This is a genomic window from Psychrobacter fozii (genome assembly GCF_003217155.1).
Taxonomy (GTDB): Bacteria; Pseudomonadota; Gammaproteobacteria; order Pseudomonadales; family Moraxellaceae; genus Psychrobacter; species Psychrobacter fozii.
Genome location: NZ_QJSU01000001.1, coordinates 625,135 through 644,821, shown reverse-complemented (window position 1 = coordinate 644,821; position 19,687 = coordinate 625,135). Strand labels below are relative to the sequence as shown.

20 protein-coding genes are annotated in these 19,687 nt (G+C 42.5%); 4 read left to right on the top strand and 16 right to left on the bottom strand.

Annotation, left to right across the window (positions count from 1 at the left end):
• Nucleotides 1-83: 83 nt before the first annotated feature.
• Nucleotides 84-1,316: an 8-amino-7-oxononanoate synthase gene (locus DFP82_RS02710; RefSeq protein ID WP_110922172.1), complete on the top strand. Its 1,233-nt coding sequence runs from the start codon at nt 84-86 to the stop codon at nt 1,314-1,316.
• A 176-nt stretch (nt 1,317-1,492) separates the two neighbouring features.
• A complete protein-coding gene (locus DFP82_RS02705; protein WP_110922171.1) occupies nt 1,493-2,302 on the top strand; it encodes a methyltransferase domain-containing protein in 810 nt (269 codons plus the stop codon).
• A gap of 121 nt (nt 2,303-2,423) precedes the next feature.
• Here DFP82_RS02705 and dnaK read toward each other — a convergent pair whose 3' ends face one another.
• Nucleotides 2,424-4,367, bottom strand: a complete 1,944-nt coding sequence (gene dnaK, locus DFP82_RS02700; RefSeq protein ID WP_110922170.1) for a molecular chaperone DnaK — start codon at nt 4,365-4,367, stop codon at nt 2,424-2,426.
• Between the two features lie 256 nt (nt 4,368-4,623).
• Complete coding sequence (grpE, locus tag DFP82_RS02695) at nt 4,624-5,223, bottom strand: nucleotide exchange factor GrpE (protein ID WP_110922169.1); 600 nt, start codon at nt 5,221-5,223, stop codon at nt 4,624-4,626.
• 369 nt (nt 5,224-5,592) lie between these two features.
• Between grpE and DFP82_RS02690 the strand changes: the two genes are divergently transcribed.
• The gene (locus tag DFP82_RS02690; RefSeq protein WP_181416220.1) at nt 5,593-6,825 is read left to right on the top strand and encodes an alpha/beta hydrolase; all 1,233 of its coding nucleotides are present in this window, start codon (nt 5,593-5,595) and stop codon (nt 6,823-6,825) included.
• Here the strand turns inward: DFP82_RS02690 and DFP82_RS02685 are convergent.
• Together DFP82_RS02685 and DFP82_RS02680 are read right to left on the bottom strand one after the other, a co-directional pair.
• On the bottom strand, nt 6,810-7,955 hold the full coding sequence (locus DFP82_RS02685; protein WP_110922167.1) for a metallophosphoesterase: 1,146 nt from the start codon (nt 7,953-7,955) through the stop codon (nt 6,810-6,812). The genes DFP82_RS02690 and DFP82_RS02685 overlap by 16 nt on opposite strands.
• A 43-nt stretch (nt 7,956-7,998) precedes the next feature.
• Nucleotides 7,999-9,075, bottom strand: a complete 1,077-nt coding sequence (locus tag DFP82_RS02680) for a metallophosphoesterase (protein ID WP_110922166.1) — start codon at nt 9,073-9,075, stop codon at nt 7,999-8,001.
• A 164-nt stretch (nt 9,076-9,239) separates the two neighbouring features.
• Between DFP82_RS02680 and DFP82_RS02675 the strand changes: the two genes are divergently transcribed.
• Nucleotides 9,240-9,713 (top strand): hypothetical protein, encoded by a 474-nt coding sequence (locus DFP82_RS02675; protein ID WP_110922165.1) that lies wholly within the window; start codon nt 9,240-9,242, stop codon nt 9,711-9,713.
• A gap of 45 nt (nt 9,714-9,758) precedes the next feature.
• On the opposite strand, the gene DFP82_RS02670 is transcribed toward DFP82_RS02675, so the two are convergent.
• The 12 genes from DFP82_RS02670 to DFP82_RS02615 all read right to left on the bottom strand — a co-directional run bounded on the left by DFP82_RS02670 (nt 9,759) and on the right by DFP82_RS02615 (nt 19,405).
• Nucleotides 9,759-10,220 (bottom strand): thiol-disulfide oxidoreductase DCC family protein, encoded by a 462-nt coding sequence (locus DFP82_RS02670; RefSeq protein WP_110922164.1) that lies wholly within the window; start codon nt 10,218-10,220, stop codon nt 9,759-9,761.
• 1 nt (nt 10,221) lies between these two features.
• Nucleotides 10,222-11,103 carry a fatty acid desaturase family protein gene (locus tag DFP82_RS02665; RefSeq protein WP_110922163.1) on the bottom strand — a complete coding sequence of 294 codons (882 nt, stop codon included), beginning with the start codon at nt 11,101-11,103 and terminating at the stop codon, nt 10,222-10,224.
• Between the two features lie 116 nt (nt 11,104-11,219).
• Nucleotides 11,220-11,714, bottom strand: coding sequence for a hypothetical protein (locus DFP82_RS02660; protein WP_110922162.1), 495 nt, complete (start codon nt 11,712-11,714; stop codon nt 11,220-11,222).
• An 83-nt stretch (nt 11,715-11,797) separates the two neighbouring features.
• Entirely contained in the window at nt 11,798-12,769 is a 972-nt protein-coding gene (locus DFP82_RS02655; RefSeq protein WP_110922161.1) for a TIGR01777 family oxidoreductase, read from the bottom strand.
• 32 nt (nt 12,770-12,801) lie between these two features.
• The gene (locus DFP82_RS02650) at nt 12,802-13,302 is read right to left on the bottom strand and encodes a hypothetical protein (RefSeq protein ID WP_110922160.1); all 501 of its coding nucleotides are present in this window, start codon (nt 13,300-13,302) and stop codon (nt 12,802-12,804) included.
• Between the two features lie 112 nt (nt 13,303-13,414).
• The gene (locus DFP82_RS02645) at nt 13,415-13,876 is read right to left on the bottom strand and encodes a hypothetical protein (RefSeq protein ID WP_110922159.1); all 462 of its coding nucleotides are present in this window, start codon (nt 13,874-13,876) and stop codon (nt 13,415-13,417) included.
• Between the two features lie 44 nt (nt 13,877-13,920).
• On the bottom strand, nt 13,921-14,370 hold the full coding sequence (locus DFP82_RS02640; RefSeq protein WP_110922158.1) for a hypothetical protein: 450 nt from the start codon (nt 14,368-14,370) through the stop codon (nt 13,921-13,923).
• 41 nt (nt 14,371-14,411) lie between these two features.
• Nucleotides 14,412-15,365, bottom strand: a complete 954-nt coding sequence (locus tag DFP82_RS02635; RefSeq protein WP_110922157.1) for a fatty acid desaturase — start codon at nt 15,363-15,365, stop codon at nt 14,412-14,414.
• 154 nt (nt 15,366-15,519) lie between these two features.
• Nucleotides 15,520-16,038: a GbsR/MarR family transcriptional regulator gene (locus DFP82_RS02630; RefSeq protein ID WP_110922156.1), complete on the bottom strand. Its 519-nt coding sequence runs from the start codon at nt 16,036-16,038 to the stop codon at nt 15,520-15,522.
• 168 nt (nt 16,039-16,206) lie between these two features.
• A complete protein-coding gene (locus DFP82_RS02625) occupies nt 16,207-16,845 on the bottom strand; it encodes an L-threonylcarbamoyladenylate synthase (RefSeq protein WP_110922155.1) in 639 nt (212 codons plus the stop codon).
• Nucleotides 16,846-17,003: 158 nt separating this feature from the next.
• Nucleotides 17,004-18,245: a DNA-processing protein DprA gene (gene dprA, locus DFP82_RS02620; RefSeq protein ID WP_110922154.1), complete on the bottom strand. Its 1,242-nt coding sequence runs from the start codon at nt 18,243-18,245 to the stop codon at nt 17,004-17,006.
• A gap of 62 nt (nt 18,246-18,307) precedes the next feature.
• Entirely contained in the window at nt 18,308-19,405 is a 1,098-nt protein-coding gene (locus tag DFP82_RS02615) for a LysM peptidoglycan-binding domain-containing protein (RefSeq protein ID WP_227680754.1), read from the bottom strand.
• Nucleotides 19,406-19,687 lie beyond the last annotated feature (282 nt).

Here is a 19,687-nt window from a genome sequence, read left to right as displayed (position 1 = left end):
TACTCATTTCACGCTCTTCCTACTAAAAACCAAGATTGAAATGCCTTAAATACTGTCAAATAACAAAAATTAAGGAAGAAAGAATGACCAATCTCATCACTGATCGTCTACAAGTAGCGCTCGAAGACCTCAAAGCAAATCAACAATATCGTCAATTGCCAAACCTGCAACATAAGGGGCAGTACGTTATGAGCGAGGGTAAAGCTTTGCTCAACATTGCAAGTAATGACTATCTCGGCTTGGGCGGTGATATCGAGCTACGAACTGAATTTCTTAATCAAATAGAACAACTACCCACTGCACAGATCCCTAAAATGAGTGCCACTTCCTCACGGCTCCTCACAGGCAATGATATACAGTTGCAAGCATTAGAGTCTGAATTGCAAAGCTGGTATCAGAATGCTACCGACAAGCAGAACATATCTGCCTCAAAATCAGTGTTGGTATTGAACAGTGGCTATCATGCCAATCTTGGTATATTGCCAGCACTGACTGCCCTACCAGTCAAAACACTTATTTTGGCTGACAAGCTAGTACATGCGAGTATTATCGATGGGTTGCGTCTGAGCCAAAGCAAACTGGTCACCTATCGTCGTTACCGTCACAACGATTACGAGCATTTGGCCAGATTCATTGAGCAAGCAGATGAAACGGTTGAGCGCATTATTATTGTCACTGAGAGTATTTTTAGTATGGATGGCGACCGTGCTGACTTACCTCAGTTGGTGCAGTTAAGAGCCAAAGATGCCCGTATTGAGCTGTATGTCGATGAGGCTCATGCTGTTGGGATATTGGGTGATACTGGCTTAGGACTGGCAGAGGAAACAAATACGTTGCCCGATATTGATTATTTGGTGGGGACATTTGGGAAAGCCTTCGCTTCAGTTGGCGCTTATATCATGTGTGATGAGGCCGTCAAACAATGGCTGATTAACCATATGCGTCCACTGATTTTTAGTACGGCATTACCCCCTATCAATCATGCTTGGACACGCTTTATCTTAGCCAAAATGCCAATGTTGACTGATCAACGTATGCATTTAGCGCAATTGTCTATCACACTTAGTCAGGCTATCGACCCACAACACCGTGTATCACCTACTGCTCAACATATCAGTTATGACTCTCCTATCATTCCTTATATATTAGGCGATAATGCGCGTGCGCTTACTAAAGCGAACCAGTTACAGGCAGCAGGGTTCTACGCATTGCCTATTAGACCACCCACCGTTCCTGAAAACACCGCTCGTATTCGTTTAGTCATGAATGCCAAACTGACCAATGAAGACTGCGAACGGCTAATACAACAGTTATAATTCCACTCTCTAGCAGGGACAATGGTTCTACTATAGTCGATTCAATTTAAAAGTAGTACAAGGCAACCGAACGTAGATGTATATTTAATACTTCAAGCGAGGTTAACGCAGTAATATTTTTATAGTGGAATGACTATATCGATTGATAACTGGCTCAACTGGATGTAATACACTCTATGAAAAAACTCGACACACCTGATGACCTCAGTGCTAGAAAGCAAATCATCGCTCGTCATTTTGCGAGTGCTGGTGACTATGACCAACATGCCAGTATTCAGCAGCAGGTCTGTCAGCACTTAATCGCCAATATTGCTCAAACTAAACAAAGCAGTGTATTAGAAGTCGGCGCAGGTACAGGTCAAATGACACGACTGCTCGCTGAGCATATACAGAGCGAGCACTGGGTCATTAATGAATTATGTAGTGAGCAAGCTGCTACATTGCAATCCATATTGCCAACTGCTGACATCATTATTGGTGATGCTGAAACCATAGGCTTGGAGGCAAATCATAGTTTGATCGTCAGTGCCAATGCAGTGCAGTGGTTTGATAATCCGTTGAGTTTTGTCACGCAGTCTGCACGCCGTCTACAAGTTGGAGGCCAACTAGTCTTTAGTACCTTTACCCCAAATAACTTTTTACAAATTAAGACGCTAACCGGTCAAGGGCTCTACTATCCAGATATCGACGAATGGCAATCTGCATTGGTTGATACAGGTTTTGAGAATATCGCACTCTCAACTCAGCGCTTTGATTTACCGTTCACTACCCCCTACGCTATCTTAAAACATATGAAGCTGACTGGCGTATCGACCAATCAGACACAAGTAAAAGCAGATAATACCCAGACCTTTATGTGGACAAAGTCACGTCTACAGCAGTTTGAGTCAGACTATTGGCAACACTTCTCAGTGCAAGACGAGGAAGGACAACCTTGTGTGAATTTAACGTATGAGGTGCTGACAGTGAGCGCGTTTAAACCTTAATCACGCAGCATATGACAAGAATAGTAACTAATTAATAGGAATTACAGTTAGTAAAAGTAGTATCCATAAAAAAACGCATCCCGAAGGATGCGTTTTTTAATTTAACTAGTTAGTAGCCGTATTATTTTTTGTCTTCGTCTACTTCAGTAAACTCAGCATCAACAACGTCGTCATCGGCTTGGCTGCTATCTGCTGCACCGTCAGCACCTTGTTGGAACTGGCTTGGATCCATACCTTCTGCACCAGCGCCTGCATCAGCATAAATCTTCTGGCTAACTGGTAAGAAAGCATTATCTAACGCTTCAAGCTTGGCTTTGATGTCATCATGATCATCTTCTTTAGCTGCTGCTTCAAGCTCAGTGATAGCAGTCTCAACTGAAGATTTTTCTTCATCAGACACTTTATCTGCTGCTTCTTTTAGTGCTTTTTGCACGGCATGAATGCGGCCATCTGCTTCGTTACGAACTTGCGCTAGGTTAGCGAATTTCTCATCTTCAGCAGCATTGGCTTCTGCATCACGAACCATTTGTTCAACTTCTTCGTCCGACAAGCCAGAATCCGCTTTAATTTGGATGCTTTGTGCTTTACCAGTACCTTTATCAGTTGCTGAGATGTTCATGATACCGTCAGCATTGATGTCAAAAGTTACTTCGATCTGTGGCAGACCACGTGGTGCTGGTGGAATATCCGTCAAATCAAAACGACCAAGCTGTTTGTTTTGGTTAGCGATTTTACGCTCACCTTGATAAACCTGAATCGTTACTGCTGGCTGGTTGTCTTCAGCCGTTGAGAACACCTGTGATTTCTTGGTAGGAATCATCGTGTTTTTCTCGATAACTGGCGTCATTACACCACCCATCGTTTCGATACCTAGTGTCAGTGGCGTCACATCAAGTAGCAATACGTCAGTTTTGTCACCAGATAATACGGCACCTTGAATAGCTGCACCAGCGGCTACGGCTTCATCAGGGTTCACGTCTTTACGTGGCTCTTGACCGAAGAATTCTTGTACTTTTTGCTGTACTAGTGGCATACGAGTCTGACCACCAACTAGGATAACGTCATCGATATCGCCAATTTTTAGGCCAGCATCTTCAAGAGCAATTTTACAAGGGCCCATAGTACGCTGTACTAATTCTTCCGTTAAGCTTTCTAGTTTTGAGCGGCTGATAGTAACAACTAAATGCTTAGGACCACTGCTGTCAGCAGTAATATAAGGCAGGTTCACTTCAGTGCTTTGAGCACTTGATAGCTCGATTTTTGCTTTTTCTGCGGCTTCTTTTAGACGCTGCATCGCAAGAGAGTCACCTTTTAGGTTAACGTCTTGGTCTTTTTTGAACTCGTCTACTAAGAAGTCAATCAATGCTGAGTCAAAGTCTTCGCCACCAAGGAAAGTATCGCCGTTGGTTGCAAGTACTTCGAATTGCTGCTCGCCATCGACGTCAGCGATTTCGATGATTGATACGTCAAAAGTACCACCACCCAAGTCATATACAGCAACAGTGCTATCGCCTTGCTTCTTGTCCATACCATAGGCAAGAGCAGCAGCAGTCGGCTCGTTAATGATACGCTTTACATCAAGACCAGCGATTTTGCCTGCATCTTTAGTTGCTTGACGCTGTGAGTCATTGAAGTAAGCAGGTACCGTGACAACTGCTTCAGTTACGCTTTCACCAAGATAGTCTTCTGCTGTTTTTTTCATTTTTTTCAAGATTTCAGCAGAAACCTGTGGTGGCGCTAATTTTTTGCCGTTGATTTCTACCCATGCATCGCCGTTATCTGCTTTAGCGATTTTGTAAGGCACCATACCGATGTCTTTTTGCACGACTTTGTCATCAAAACGACGACCGATCAAACGCTTGATTGCAAACAACGTGTTGTTTGGGTTCGTTACCGCTTGACGCTTAGCTGACTGACCAACGAGGATTTCGTCATCTTTATAAGCAACGATCGATGGTGTTGTACGAGTGCCTTCAGCATTTTCGATGACTTTAACTTTGTCACCTTCCATTACTGCTACACATGAGTTCGTTGTACCTAAATCAATACCAATTACTTTACCCATAATCAAATGCTCCTAATTTATTTTCAATATAAATACTTATATGTTCAGACCATAGTCGGTCACTTGTTGCTATATATCGGTTTACTTATTAATTTTTTCAAGTCAAAAGCCACGCAAAAATTGCCTTTTGTGTGACTTTTTGTGAAAACCCTTACTAATAATGAGGTTTAGCACAATTAAAAACTGATTGTTCACTGCTTATATAATAAGGCGATGACTTCAAACGCCACTGCCTCAAGCAATATTGGCTTAAATACTATTGACCGACACGTACCATTGCTGGGCGCAACAGACGACCATTCAAGCTATAACCTTTTTGTAGTACGGTCCCAACGGTATCCGCTTCAGCATCTGCATCAATACCGACGGCTTCATGAAGATCTGCGTTGAACTTTTCACCTTGTGGATCAACTGCTTCTACGCCGTTTTTGGTCAATAGCGCCAAGAGCGCTTTGTGCGTCAATTGCACACCTTCAGCTACTGGATCGTTGGCATCAGCATTTTCCATAGCACGTTCTAAGTTATCAACAATATCTAATAGCTCTTTAGCGAATTTTTGTAGAGCAAATTTTTTGCTCTTTTCCGCTTCTTGCTCCATGCGTTTTTGCGCATTGTAAGCTTCTGCATTAGCACGGGCAGTGGTTTCTTTGGCTTGCTTAACTTCGCCTTCTAACTCAGCGATGCGCGCCTTAAAAGTATCAAGATCGATATCATTTTCGATAGTCATCTCTTCGCCTGAGTTATTCTGTGGATCAAACTCTTTCATCGTTTCTTCTAAAATACTGTCAGTATGGCTGACATTGTCATTCGCCATATTTTGCTCAGCAGATTCGTGGTTGGTGTTTTTCTCGCTCATGATAGCTCCTTAGAATGTAATAATGACGACTTATATAGGACGCAATAGATAGGCTCATCGCCAGTCATACTGCGACCTTATTAGATACTTAAAATGTTTTACTCATTGTTTTTATTAATGCGCTTTACTAGCTGCTTGATAAAGGTGATGAGCATAAATTTCAAGCCTAAAACCAAGGATTTTTTACTTTAGAGTAAAGAATTACTAACTATTACCTTTAATAGGCATCTTTAGCGCCCTAACTCATGAACTATTAATGGCACTCTAGATGGTATTAAACAAGCAGCAGTGCTAAAATTTTTGACATATAACTTGGCCGTTGATAGTAATTCTAGCCACTTCTGTAACCCTGTGAGGACCCTTATGCCCATGCTAACGTTACCTGTATCACGCTACCGTAGACACGCCTTGCACTATGCGTTAAAAAGCTTGGGCTACTTACCTACCCCTTTGTTAGAGCGCTTAAATCGATCTCTAAATGCGCCCACCATGGCACAGTATCCACATGCTGACGGGCATTTGCGTGCCATCATCGGTGCCAATAGAAAAATGAAGCGCCCGTTAACCGTATCTCAGCTCACACAGATGCGCAAAAAGTTTGCTGTAGATGCGGTATCCATGCAATCGCCAAACGTTTGGCAGACGCAATCAAATAGCACACGGGTGCAAGCTGAAAATCCGCAAACTAAGAGCCTGCAAACTAAGAAAACAACCAACCAGCAAGTGCATTGGCAAGACAAAAAGATTGCCAATGCCGATGGCGAAAACATGCAGATACGCTGCTATGAGGCAGGGCAACATAGCAATCCCGATAAAGTCGTGATGCTATTTATTCATGGTGGTGGGTTTTGTATCGGTGATATAGATACGCATCATGAATTTTGCCATACCGTCTGCCAGCAAACTGGCTGGGCAGTTGCGAGTGTCGACTATCGATTGGCGCCTGAACATACTGCTCCAACGGCCCTCAGAGATTGTTTAGCCGCTTATGTATGGCTATCAGAGCATTGTCATACGATGGGTGCGTTACCCTCTCGCATTGTTTTGTCGGGAGACAGTGCAGGTGGTTGCCTTGCAACACTAGTGGCGCAGCAAGTGATCTCACCTGACGAGGTACAGTGGCAGCAATTGAAGATACATGGCGCAACTGATATGCAAACCATCCAGCGCTTGTCACAGCCATTGGCGCAGTTGCCGCTGTATCCTGTGATCGATATTACCGCCGAACACCCTAGTTGGACACTGTACGGTGACGGGTTGTTTTTAGATCATAATGATGCTGAGGTGTTTGACGCCGCTTATATGGGGCATGGTACCATCCCGCCAGAGCATGGCTTTGTTTCGGTGGCACGTGGTGATAGCACAAACATGTGCCCAAGCTATATCGTGGCCGCGGAGCTTGATATTTTGCGTGATGAAGCGCTTGATTATGCCGAGCAGCTAAAAGCCAAAGGATATCCGGTCAAAGTCCATACAGTACTGGGTGCACCGCATGGCTTTATTCATTTGATGAGCATTCATAGTGGTCTAAACCACGAGGTCAATCACATCATTAGTGATTTCGCCAAATGGGTACACATGCTTTGTCAGGCCGCTGATTGAACGGTGATAAGCCATACCTCAGAGCGTGACCCCAATCGAAAAGGAATCCCCCAAAAGCCATAGCCTGATGACACCACAAAATGTCCAAGCCCAATGGCTTCATAACCGTAGCCCAAACGGTTGATGGCTCGCACAATAAAATTGGCGGGGAATATTTGCCCATCATGTGTGTGACCTGATACCTGCAAATCAATAGGCAGCTTGCTATGTTCTATAATATCACTTGGTCTATGGTCTAGCAGTATCACGGGCAACGTGGTATCCACTTGTGATAACAGCTCTGTAGTGGCTACTCGCTCACGCTTATGATTATCAAAACGCCCGATCAGCCAAACTGGTTGGTCTTGATGATTAACACACAGCACGTCATCATTTAATAAATGCACGCCAGCACTGCGTAACGAGTCACTAATCGGTTGCTCATGGCCATATAAGTCATGGTTGCCTAGTGTGGCATAAACACCCAAAGGCAGCTGATCACACAGTGTAGTCAAATTATTTTGCATATCATATGCTGCATAGGCGTGCGTATTGTCATCCATAATATCGCCCGGCATCAACAGCATATCCGCACGCTGCTCAACAAGCAGACGACCTAATCTATCAATTGCACGATTCCCAAACAAGCGCCCCAGATGCAAGTCACTGGCCACCGCAATACGCAGTTGTCCTTGCATAGACTTATTGATATGAATGGTGCGCCTCCTTACCACTGGCACATAAGCGCTATATAAGGCGTAAACGAACAGTCCAATAAACAAGACAAAGGCGAATACGCGCAAGCCAAAAATAATGGTTTCTGGTGGCTGCGTAATGAGTAGACCAGTCGAGCTGCTAAATACCATTGTACTTAATAAATAACCGCCGTACGCCACACCGGTCAGTCCAGCGGTGAGTATGATAAAATGCATGACTAGCATCCAACCACTCACCCATCGGTAGCTATTTGCCAGCAGTTTACTGGCGCTTAATAATAGCAAGCCGTTACTGATTATAAAGACAGCTATCATCACTGCTATCTGTAAGGTAGGAGTTGTCCAAGGCTGTAACCACCACCGCAAACTTACTGCGGCACCCAAACTAAATAACTGCAGCAAACAAATGATAACTGCAAAAAACACGTAGCGCATGGGCGTTCCTAGTCTGTTTTATCTCATTATTATATAGCTGAACTTATGACGTTGCTGACTGTAACGTAATCATCCAAATCTCTGAGCGCGTGCCTAATCTAAAAGGTACCGCGCCAAAACCGTAACCTGACGTCACCAAAAACTGCGTGTCCTCTATTGTTTTGGTACCATAGTTGAGCGGCTTTAACCAATTCATCAGCATCGTCAATGGAAATATCTGTCCACCATGAGTATGCCCTGATAAATGCAAATCAACTGGCAACGCTTTGATCTCATCCATCATAGAAGGACGATGCTCTAAAAACACCACCGGCTTATTAGTATCAACTTGGGTCAATAACTCCTCCGCTGACAGTCTGGTTTGGTCGACATCATCCGAACGCCCAACCAACCATACTGAGTCATCTAGTAGCACACTCTCATTATCGAGCGCTTGGATACCTGCTGCTTCAACAGCCTGAGCGATCGCTTCATCATAGCCTCGATAATCATGATTGCCTAAAGTAGCATAAACCCCAAGTGGCGCCTTCAACTTTGATAAATGCTTATGCATATTGGTATTGTCATAAGCAATCGTCGTATCATGCATGATATCTCCTGCTATGACGACCACATCAGGGTGTTGCTCATCGACCAAATCTACCAACTTATCTATCTGGTGGTTTCCAAACCATCTACCCCAATGAGTATCAGACACTAATGCTATGCTCATAGGCTTATTCAGCGGCTTGTCTGTCGTAACTGTCAAACGATGTACCACAGGCGAGTAAGCATTAAATACAGCCAAGCTGACAATAGATACATAAGCCGTAAGCGCAAACACGCGTAACAGCTTAGGCCGCGGCCGACACCTTAATAACTTATTAAAAAGGGGTGATAGTACAGCAGTGGCTATACCTGCATAGAACATAAAGCCTTGTAAAATACTGATAACCAGATAAACGTTAAAACGCTCGCCCCAAAAATCACTTAGACCATAAATGAGAAAGGCATTATTAATGATAAAAACGCTTATAACCAAAATAATCTTTCTACTCTGCCGATTTGGTTTAATGAACCACCAAAGCAGTATAGAGGTCATAATGGCGAGTGATTGAGTGAAAACAATGAAGTACCACATAGTAAAATCTACTCAGATAAAATGAGATTATCTTACGTTAAAAACCGCTTATTTTTACTGCTTAGCCCATATTCCATCAATATTCCATAGCTTTTACATGAATATCCGTTAAATAAAATCGTATGATTTATCGTAAGAATCGTACAGACAACAAAGGTGAAAAGATGAGTAAACGTTGGGGTTTTTGGACACTTTGGGTTTGTATTAGTGCAATAGCAGGTTTTGTATGGGGAGTTGCATTAAATGATAATTCTTGGTTATCTATAGCTGGCATGGCGTCAGGAATTGGCTGCTTTATTATCTTCTATACGTTGCTTGATGATTTTGCACGTAAAAATCAGTGGCATCGGTTTATAGCAGCATTACAGAAAGGCGTCTATATAAAGGCAGGATTGCAGATTCTGAATCTAGCTACGCCTATTTTCCCTTTTATATCACCAGAGATTTTAGCAGGGGTTGCAGCTATCTATATCGTTGAACTTCTTGGGTTGGATTTTCACCAACCCTTCCTGTCAAGTTTTGTCATGACGTTAATAACAGGCTCCTTGCTATCGTTATGCGTCGGGGTTATCAGCCTTATTGTTCTTTTAGTATCAAACTCAAAACCAGGCGCTATTACGACAAACGACATGCCATAAAACGGCTTGCAGTAGAGCCGTCTTATGGTTTTTGACACAACTGCCTTAACGTTTATCTGGTGCTATTTTACAGACACCATTTTCACATGCTTGCATGATTGCTCTGCCATACAGCAGCTTGGTCACCCAGTTTGGAATTCGATAGCGATTGCGAGCGATATACGGATAGCCAAAGTTACCCAGTTGCTTGATCACTGGTAAAAACAACAACGGTGACCACTTAACACCGCCCGTCTTGTAGAGCAGCCTAATAGCATCCATATGTGTGTACCAATTGCCGTAACTGTCTTTCATGCACATATACGTCATCGCATCCTCACGGCTAAATCCTGCGACCGCTAACTCATCTAACCCTTCATCTACAGGAACTAAGCGTATCTTTTCCGGTTGACGCTTTTTCATATTATGCGCCTCGGTGCTGCATATCACACACGCATCATCGTAGTACATGGTAACGGACAAATTCGCTTGCTCTCTATAGCTGTTGATATGGTTTTGGATAATCATGTTACGACTCCTTTATGAGTGATACCTCAGCATCGAGGCTATTCGTTTTATTAATTACGCTAGATTTTTGGTATTTATTGACTGGTGTTAAAGCTGGTGCTAAAAAAGGAATGACTGGCTGCTGCGCCCACTGCGGTGCGGCGGCATCTAAGCGCTTAGCCAGTATTGGTAAATGATTGGTCGGCACCGCTGGGAATAGATGATGCTCGATGTGATAGAGCAAGTTAAAAGTCAGTAGGTTAATCAGTGGATGACGCTCGCTACGGGCATATACCACGTCATCACAACCATGATGTACGCTCCATACCGCAAAGAACCCAACCATCGTATTAGCCAATATCATCACCAACACGTGATACACCAATACTGGATGCATCGTGATAAAAGCAGTGCCAATCACTGCAACAATAAGCAACATATCAATGCCGACCAGAATACGATTACGACGGCTACCATGCGTCAGGCCAAACCACTGAATCGCAATCGAGAAAAGTCCACCTCCCAATATTGCTTGATACCACGGCAGGCGCGCCCAGTTACCCTCAACATCACTGTCTCCCAGCGGATCTCGATGATGGTTGAGATGTGTGTGCCGAATGGCGTGCGTACTACAGAGCATCGTGATACTGAGAAAAAACAACATGAGCTCGGTGGCGAGTACTCCTACTCCCAACGTTCGATGATAACAATCATGCGCCTGTCTCAGTGCGGCAGTAAAAAAGAAAAACGTCGCCACAAGTGCAAGTAACCACCATCCTTGCCACGCGCTCCACCATGACAACAATAAAAAAGGTAATGATAAAAAAATATTATAAACAGTCTCGCTCAGACTAAGCTGACGTAAATCTTGCCATTCAATACTGGCTAACGAAGGATGACGCATGATGTTCTCCTTACTTAGTGATAAGCAGTAGCTGTCTTACTAGCGCGACCACTTAATTTAATTGGCTTAGTATTATTTATTTTATTTCTGTCAAAAGTGAAATGTGTAGATAAATTTTATTTGTGCTTAGGTAGTGCGATTAGACCTGTGACTACCGCGCTTACGCCACCTGTCAAAACCCGAATAATAAAAGGTAAGTCTAATAAATCTAGTAAAGATAGAAAAGTAAAACCTATGAGGCTACCAGTGACCAAAGATATTAGAAACCCTTTATAACTACGATAAGTTTTTGTATTCGCGAGAATATAACCTGTAAGCAATGAAGGTATCGAACCCAATATAAATCCAAAAAACATGCTTAAGATTAGCAAAAATCCTATCAACCCTATTAAACAGATCATGTTAAATATAGTTATAAAATAGATATTAGTAATATTGAATACTTCAGGCCCAACTAAACTATTATTTCCAAGTAGGGCATTAGGTACTATCATTGTCAGCCAAAGAAACAAGCCTCCTATTGTTCCGCCCAACAACCCATAGGATTCTATTACTTTATCTTTTGGATAGCTAGGTACCGTAACTGTAGCTCTACTCTCCATATCGCTCATAAAGACCTCTATTTTGTTTCACATGAAACTTAAAACTCAGATATAGAATATCTACGTTTCACATGAAACAGTTACCTAGTCATTTATGACTTCTGCTCTGCTAACGCTTGCTGTAGCGTTGGCTGCTGGAACTCATAACCTGCATCCTGTAATGCTTGTGGTAATACTTTTTGACCATCAATTAATAGCGTCGACATCTCACCAAACATCAGCTTAAGTAAAAAATTAGGTAAAGTGAAGAATGTTGGACGATGCAGCCATGTGCCTAGTGTTTTGGTAAAAGTATGATTGTTTACTGGGTTTGGCGACGTTAGGTTATATACAAACGCTGGTGTATCGTTTTCCGTTGCCGTTTTTAATAGATTATCCTGTGTAGCCTGACTTTGCGTATAACCAGCAAGATGCTGCTCAATGATAAATAGCGCTGCGCCTACCCAATCCTCACGGCTGATCCAGCTCATAATCTGCTGACCATTACCCAACTGACCACCGACACCCATTTTAAACGGTGTCAAAAGCTTGCCGACCATTCCGCCCTCAGGATGAATCACCACACCAGTTCGCACGATAACGACAGGTACGCCATAATCCGTTGCTGTCAAAGCTAGCTGCTCCCATTGCTCACATAACTGATGTGAAAAATCTGTCTCAAAACTGCTACTTTCGGTTAATGGTTTATCACCTTGCGTGCCATACCAACCAATCGCTGATCCGCTAACTAATAGCTTGGGTTTGATACTGGTGCGGGCGATAAACTCCAGTATTGACTCAGTGGGTTTAATACGACTGGCGAGCAACTGTTCTTTGCGTTCATCACTCCATCGCGAGTCAGCAATACCTGCGCCGGCTAGGTTAAAAATTACATCAAAAGTACTATCTGTTTTTGAGAGTTGGTCATAAGTCATCATTTCAATATCATTAGGATGTTCCTGGCTGCTGTCACGTGTCAGCCAAGTAATATGTAATTCTTTATCAGCCGTTTGATAACGTTTCTGAATCTCTTTACTGAACGCACTACCCAAAAACCCTGAACCGCCACTGATTAGAATATTCATACCCTACTCCCTATATGTATTAACTGTCTGATTTATGATTCATTGAAATGTAAACCCTTATAACCATCGTCTTCTTTTTTAGCCGTTATATCAAAACCACTTTTACATACTTTTGGTAAAGCAATGCAGCTAGCAATCGCTGAGTTGATTGCGCCAAATAACCCTATAGCAATCATAAATGCGAATAATACGCCAACTTCTATCAATGAGTTTATGCCTAAATACAAAATGATTGAACCCATATAACATGCTGAAGTTATAAAACCAGTTAAGAATGTCGTTCTTATACTTTTACGATCACCGCGCCATACCTTCTTACTAGCAACGATAACACCTGTTAATAAAGCAGGGATAAAACCAAGTAATCCAACATATAATAATGGCTGATAACCAATTTGAGCAAAATCAGCATCCCTAAAAATAAACAATAAGAACAACTGAGCTACCAGTCCACCAACCAAGCTACCAAATCCTGCAAACAGAATAATCACTTGTAGATAAGGGTACGCACCTAACTCATTATTCGTTTTCATTCTATTTATCCCATTAACAGTCATTGTTAATTTAGTATAAATATCGCCTTGGTAAAGCGCATGAAATTACTGTGGATAATTGATGATTAATTATGTAACTTATCTCTGTGAATCATGCCTTTGGTAAGACAAACAACCCTGTGAAATATCCACTAGAACTTCCGATAAAGGCAGCAAAGATACAAGCAGTAATTGAAAAAGGGATGTCGTTAAAAACCATGAATAGTAAAGTACAGATAACCGTCGATATTGTACCGATGATAGCTGAATACGATAAACCTTTATAATTGCGGTATAGCTTCAAACTCGCGACTAAACAACCAGTCAATGTTGCAGGGATCAGACCTATCATGAAACCAAAGAATGCACAGATAGGTACTGCTAATACAGCTAGCACTATTGATCTAACGATATTCTGAAAGACATCACTTTGCAAGACGGCTTCTAAGGCCATCAGCATAGCTATTATTAATCCTATTAAGCTGCCACCAATAGCTCCACCAAAGAATAAATAGGATGCTATGACATTGGCTTTTGAATAATTTCCATGACCTTTGTTAGAATCTGAACCCATGACGATATCCTTAGAGACAGTTTTTTAGCTATTTTTTCAGTCGATTAATCCAAATTCTCAGCATACTCTTCTAAAGTAGGTAATGCTGACATGCCTGCTAACACAGCACTTATGCCTCCCGTTAGACCAATCCCTAACAAATAAGGGATACCTGCTATAGAACTTAAAAAAAGAAGATAGAATACCGTTGTTACAATATAGCCAACTAGGAAAGTCTGTATCCACCATCCTTTTTTGATAAACCGCTTTTTACTGACGTGCCAAGCACTAATGATAGACATCATACTCATCCCAAGTAGCCCACCACCTATGATATATATTGGAAAAAACAAGATAACCAATAAGCCTATGCTTTCATCAAAGGTGAATAAAATCGCTATAAGTGGAAATAAGATTAGCTGAAATAAAGTACCCGAAAGTATGAACGTTCTATGCACTTTTTTCTCAGGGTAAATATTCAAACTATTACTTGGCTGAGTCGATGATATTTGCATACAACTATCCTTTTATTCGACTACCCAATTTGATAACCACACTAAGCAAAACGCTTACGAATAGGACATTCACTATCATTACTATTTTGATCTTTATCTTTCAACTTACTCGCATAATGATTTATAAATTCCATCACAGTCGTCATACTTGGTAATACATGTGCCTTAGTCAGGTGTGGCGCTACCACATCTAAACGCTTAGCAAGCTCAGGTAAATGATTCGATGGCACAGCAGGAAAGAGATGATGCTCTACGTGATAAAGTAAATTAAAGGTCAGTAAGTTGACCAAAGGATTGCGCTCGGTTCGGGCGATTGTCTCATCACAATCGTGATGCACGCCCCACACGGCGATAATGCCGACACTGGCATTGGCCAACATCATCGTCAGTAGGTGATATATCAACACTTGCGCCAACGTTGAAATAGCAGGAACAGCTACAGGAATCACAGTCAATACCAGCGCAGTGATAATAACAAGGAAAATCAAGCCAAACTCCAACCAAGCAATACGCTGATTGCGACGGCTGCTGAGACGCAATCCTTGGCGATAAATATCCAATCGATACGCTATTCCGCCAAGCAGCGCTTGCCACCACGAACCTTTTGCCAAACGGCCTTCGATATCACTGTCACCCAATGGATTGCGGTGATGTTCCATGTGGGTGGCTCGGATACTATGCAAACTGGTCATCAATAGTACACTGAGCAATAGCAATATCGCGGTGGTCGCGCGCTTACCTGTCCCTAAACTATGGTGATAGCCATCATGAGCTTGGCGAAAAGCAGCAGCGAAAAACAAATAAGAAGCGCCACAGGCCAACACATACAAAGACTGACTGGCGAACCACCAAGACAGCAATAAAAATGGATAAGGCAAAATGAGGTTATAAGCAATTTGAGCGCGCGTTAGTTGGCGCAAATCCTGCCACTCGACTGAAGCAATCGCGCTTTTAATGGTCTTCTCTTTATCAGCGTGTATTTTGTTTGCATTCATTTTGCACATCCATTTGTCGTTGCTGTTTCTTGCTGCTATTTTTACCGAAACTCGTATTACTCAAACTTAGTTACTCTTTATACTTATTACATAAGTTTCTGTCTAAACAGAAATAGTTACTCAAATTTTTTATTTTAAATCATACTTATCGCTACTAACGAAGAATTTTTTTAATACTCGCGCCCAGTTTAAGAACTTTTTTGAGAATACTGGTAGGTAGCTTGAGCATCTCAGCAGACCACGTAGTAAGCGTACTAACGAACTCTTGGGTGTCACGGATGCGTGCCTTTACGTCGCTGTTTTCGTGTTCGAATTCAGGACTGTCCATCAGCTCTTGTAAAAACTGCACCGTAGGCTCTAACTCGCGCTTTTGTCGTTCGACCACAATGATGCGTGCTAACTCCCAAACGTCGGTATTGGTCGTGAAATGATCGCGACGATCACCCAATATGGAGACCTTTTGTACCAAGCCCCAATGCTGCAACTCTTTGATACTGTTTGAGACGTTAGAACGAGCCACGCCAAGTGTTTCGGTAATTTCTTCAGCATTTAGCGGCTTACCAATGATAAATAACAACGCATGAATCTGTGACATGGTGCGATTAACGCCCCACTGCGAGCCCATCTCACCCCAATGTAAGATAAATTTTTCGGTCACAGGATTTAGTTTCATAATGGCTATTCACTTATTTTTTATGCGATATGGCTTGTTTCTTAATTGAGCTGTTTCTTAACTTATCTTGCGCCATTCTTTTATTTCTGTCAATAGTGAAATATAGAATCAATGCTTATTATTTATATGATGTCACTTGCCTCATTACGCTTAAATGACGGCTACTATCTAACGAATTATTAAGCCTGTCGTTGCATCGCGAATTTGACTGGGCAAAGTATAACCTAGCGTATCAGCTTGTAAGTAGCTGATGTGCTCACCAAAATACGCATAAGCATCGTCGAAAGTCTTAGCAGGTGATTGCGTTGACGGGTTACAACTGGTTGAAACAAGCAAGCCAAATGGGTTTTGCTCATTGACCATCTGTTGGCAAAGCTGACGAATAATAGGATGAGCAATGACTCTTACTGCTATCGTCTGATGCTGGCCAGTAATCCAAGTGGGTATAGCTGTAGCCAGTGCCTGAGGAATAGGCAATAACCAAGTATGCGCTTGCTTATATTGCAAACCATCATCGTTATTATGGCCACTATCTGTCTGCCAACTCTTTAGAATAAGGTCACGCTGTTCATCCGTTAAAGACGATAGCAAAGGAGCCAAACGCTCTACACTGTCGGTAATGACAATCATGCCTTTGGCTTGTGGACGTTGTTTGATGTCCAAAATGCGCTGAACGGCTGCTTTATCATAAGGGTCGCAGCCAATACCCCAAACGCTTTCAGTCGGGTACGCGAGCAACTGCCCTTCTTTGAGGCTCTGAGCTGCTTGTAGAGTAGAATCAGTGATGAAAGGTGTGAGATGGTTCATGGCTGAAATGGTTTAGGATAATAGAAAATTAGGCGCTAATCATAACACAGGAAAAAGTTGGGCTCAGACAACAAATTTCAAAAGCTGCCAATTTTTTACTATGTTAAATGAGTTAGAGACTGGAAAATAGAAACGTTTAAAGTTAGATAAGTTTAGCGTTAGACGCGTAAATAACGACCGCCCTGTACACTGATAACACCCATTAATTCAAGTTCCATTAGCTGTCCAATCAATTGCGGTGGTGCAAGCGCAGTTGCTACGATAAGCGCATCTAAATCCTGTCCATGCCAATCCAGCTGTTCATAAACAGGGGTTAAATGCTCAGGTACTACGATGGCACTAGCAGGAGATTTAATATTAGAAGGTGATGAGGTAGCATGGCCAGCTGTGGTTACCGCGCCTTTCTCTGCATCGATATTTTGTTGAGAGGGGCTATTATTCGATTGAGGTATGTCTGCTGGTGTGTAAGAACGGCGGTCATAGGTCAACTGGCCATTGACATCTTCTAAGACTTGCTGAGGATGATAAATCAAAGTGGCGCCTTCACGTATCAAGTGATGACAGCCTTCAGCATTGGTATTGTCAATATGACTTGGAATAGCGAAGACTTGTTTGCCCTGCTCTGAAGTGAGGCGTGCAGTAATAAGCGAGCCACTTTTAATCGTGGCTTCCGTCACAATGGTCGCTAGACTCAATCCAGCTACCAGCCGATTTCGGCGCGGAAAAGTATGCTTGTGTGGCTGCGTATGTGGCAATAGCTCACTGATAATACAACCACCTTGATCGATAATTTGAGCGAACAACTGATCATGATGGTTGGGATAATTGACATCAATTCCCGTACCCATCACTCCAATCGTTCGACCATGATAGTCAGTATCTGTCTGAGCCAGTGCACCCAGATGCGCACGCTTATCCACACCCATAGCAAGACCACTGGTAATGATATAACCTGCTTGCGCTAGATATTGCGCAATATCAAAAGTGATCTTCTGTGCATGTGCGGTGGGTTTTCGGCTTCCGACGATAGCGATTTGTGCTTGATGCAGACGCGAATGATTGCCACGATAAAATAGTAATGGCGGTGGATCATAGATTTGTAAGAGTTGGGCGGGATAGTCAGATTCGTCAGCAAATAGTAGACCATAGCGTCTCTCTATAAGTGCTTGCTGAATTTTATCGATATTGGCAAGTGTTTGCTCTGGCTGTTCATGACGTTTGAGATGAGTATGATGAATACCTGCTTGCCGCCATGCTTCTACTTTGGCTTGCCAAGCAAGCTCTGCATTTCCAAAGGAAGTAAGTAGCTTATGATAAGCAGATAATGACGCATTCACTTCGTACCACAGCGCCAGTACGGCGCGCTGATCGTCTGTTAAAGAAGAAGTGACTGCTGTCATAGTCCTTTATCTCTTATAGGTGGATTTGGAATGGTTAGCCTTCCAATAATCTCGTTACTTCCTTATAAATAAGGTGGTGGTAGTAACTGGTCACCGACATTAAGCGGTAGCTCAGAACTAAGCACATAAGCATAGCTAATATGATCAAATGTATTGAAGACCATTACCATACCAGTTTGTTCATTTGGCAAACGTACAGGCGTATCTTCATCTTTGATATCACGTACCAAAGCACCTTTTTGATAGACCGTCAGGACATCACCAGGCTTAGCACCTTCGGTACTACCTAGATTAATAGCGACCACACTGCCCTTCGCGGCTGAACTGATTGAATCCATCACACGTACAATCATACCACCACGACTGGTACTAGCAGGCGTTGGATAAAATACAGGTGGAATAGAGTTATTCAATTCAACAAATACGCGGTCACCTTCACGTACTTCTTTGCCATAACTGTCGGTAAGCTGCAAGCTAGTAACACCATTGGTTTCGGTAGATGTGACTAAACCCGTTGCTACTTGCGTGACTTCTAAGCCAATAATATTTTTTGTAGTGGGATCAGTATATAACTCGCCTTCACGATAGATACCGTAGCGCTGTCCGATGATAAGCGGCACACCTTTAGCATATATCTTGTCACCAGTTGCAGTGATTAAGTTACCTTTTTTAGAGGCCAGTATATAAGGAGTCGTATTAAAATCTTGTGGATTAACAATGACTGTTTTATCTAGCCAATGTTGAATAGCAGACCGAGGAATAGAAGGAATACTGTTGGCAGTTGACGTAACCGTTACCTTATTAGCAACCACGTTGCCTGTAAGTTGCTTTTCAACCCCAGCACAACCTTCACCTGTATCCACACCAATGAGCGTCTGACCTTTAATCACACACAAGATAAGAATGTCGTTAGGATAGATAAGATTGGGGTTTTTGATTTGCTTATTGGTCGCCCAAATCTCTTTCCAACGCCATGGACTGTCCAGATAGCGCCCTGAGATATCCCACAACGTATCACCTTTTTTGACAGTGTAGCGGTTGGGTGCATCTGCTTTAAGAGTGGGTGGTGGATTGTTAGCGTGGGCAGTGCTCATCAGCATCGCACTGCTAAATGTCGTCAGTAACAGTGCTTTTGCTATCTTGTTTAAGCTCATCTTCATTGTTATATCCACAATATGTACCGCTATTATCGCCATTAAAATCGCACTTAAGTCTATTTTTCTAGAAGCTCTTTTTTCGATACTTGAGCAAATAAGCCAGCATCAAGATCCAAAAAAACTATAGACTTAAAGTTGCATTTATTGTGACGCCTAGAGGGCAGCTGTTCAGTGTAGTTGACTGGTTTTATTCCTAAAAAAGCGCCTAGCACAATGATGACTCGCTGACGCTGTTCCTAATATTACAATTATATCTACCATAACACAATCATAAACACTTTATTA

Excerpts from the sequence above, each read along its gene's own strand:
- DFP82_RS02710 (WP_110922172.1), top strand. The coding sequence starts at position 84 with ATGACCAATCTCATCACTGATCGTCTACAAGTAGCGCTCGAAGACCTC.
- DFP82_RS02705 (WP_110922171.1), top strand. The coding sequence starts at position 1,493 with ATGAAAAAACTCGACACACCTGATGACCTCAGTGCTAGAAAGCAAATC.
- dnaK (WP_110922170.1), bottom strand. The coding sequence starts at position 4,367 with ATGGGTAAAGTAATTGGTATTGATTTAGGTACAACGAACTCATGTGTA.
- grpE (WP_110922169.1), bottom strand. The coding sequence starts at position 5,223 with ATGAGCGAGAAAAACACCAACCACGAATCTGCTGAGCAAAATATGGCG.
- DFP82_RS02690 (WP_181416220.1), top strand. The coding sequence starts at position 5,593 with ATGCTAACGTTACCTGTATCACGCTACCGTAGACACGCCTTGCACTAT.
- DFP82_RS02685 (WP_110922167.1), bottom strand. The coding sequence starts at position 7,955 with ATGCGCTACGTGTTTTTTGCAGTTATCATTTGTTTGCTGCAGTTATTT.
- DFP82_RS02680 (WP_110922166.1), bottom strand. The coding sequence starts at position 9,075 with ATGTGGTACTTCATTGTTTTCACTCAATCACTCGCCATTATGACCTCT.
- DFP82_RS02675 (WP_110922165.1), top strand. The coding sequence starts at position 9,240 with ATGAGTAAACGTTGGGGTTTTTGGACACTTTGGGTTTGTATTAGTGCA.
- DFP82_RS02670 (WP_110922164.1), bottom strand. The coding sequence starts at position 10,220 with ATGATTATCCAAAACCATATCAACAGCTATAGAGAGCAAGCGAATTTG.
- DFP82_RS02665 (WP_110922163.1), bottom strand. The coding sequence starts at position 11,103 with ATGCGTCATCCTTCGTTAGCCAGTATTGAATGGCAAGATTTACGTCAG.
- DFP82_RS02660 (WP_110922162.1), bottom strand. The coding sequence starts at position 11,714 with ATGAGCGATATGGAGAGTAGAGCTACAGTTACGGTACCTAGCTATCCA.
- DFP82_RS02655 (WP_110922161.1), bottom strand. The coding sequence starts at position 12,769 with ATGAATATTCTAATCAGTGGCGGTTCAGGGTTTTTGGGTAGTGCGTTC.
- DFP82_RS02650 (WP_110922160.1), bottom strand. The coding sequence starts at position 13,302 with ATGAAAACGAATAATGAGTTAGGTGCGTACCCTTATCTACAAGTGATT.
- DFP82_RS02645 (WP_110922159.1), bottom strand. The coding sequence starts at position 13,876 with ATGGGTTCAGATTCTAACAAAGGTCATGGAAATTATTCAAAAGCCAAT.
- DFP82_RS02640 (WP_110922158.1), bottom strand. The coding sequence starts at position 14,370 with ATGCAAATATCATCGACTCAGCCAAGTAATAGTTTGAATATTTACCCT.
- DFP82_RS02635 (WP_110922157.1), bottom strand. The coding sequence starts at position 15,365 with ATGAATGCAAACAAAATACACGCTGATAAAGAGAAGACCATTAAAAGC.
- DFP82_RS02630 (WP_110922156.1), bottom strand. The coding sequence starts at position 16,038 with ATGAAACTAAATCCTGTGACCGAAAAATTTATCTTACATTGGGGTGAG.
- DFP82_RS02625 (WP_110922155.1), bottom strand. The coding sequence starts at position 16,845 with ATGAACCATCTCACACCTTTCATCACTGATTCTACTCTACAAGCAGCT.
- dprA (WP_110922154.1), bottom strand. The coding sequence starts at position 18,245 with ATGACAGCAGTCACTTCTTCTTTAACAGACGATCAGCGCGCCGTACTG.
- DFP82_RS02615 (WP_227680754.1), bottom strand. The coding sequence starts at position 19,405 with ATGAAGATGAGCTTAAACAAGATAGCAAAAGCACTGTTACTGACGACA.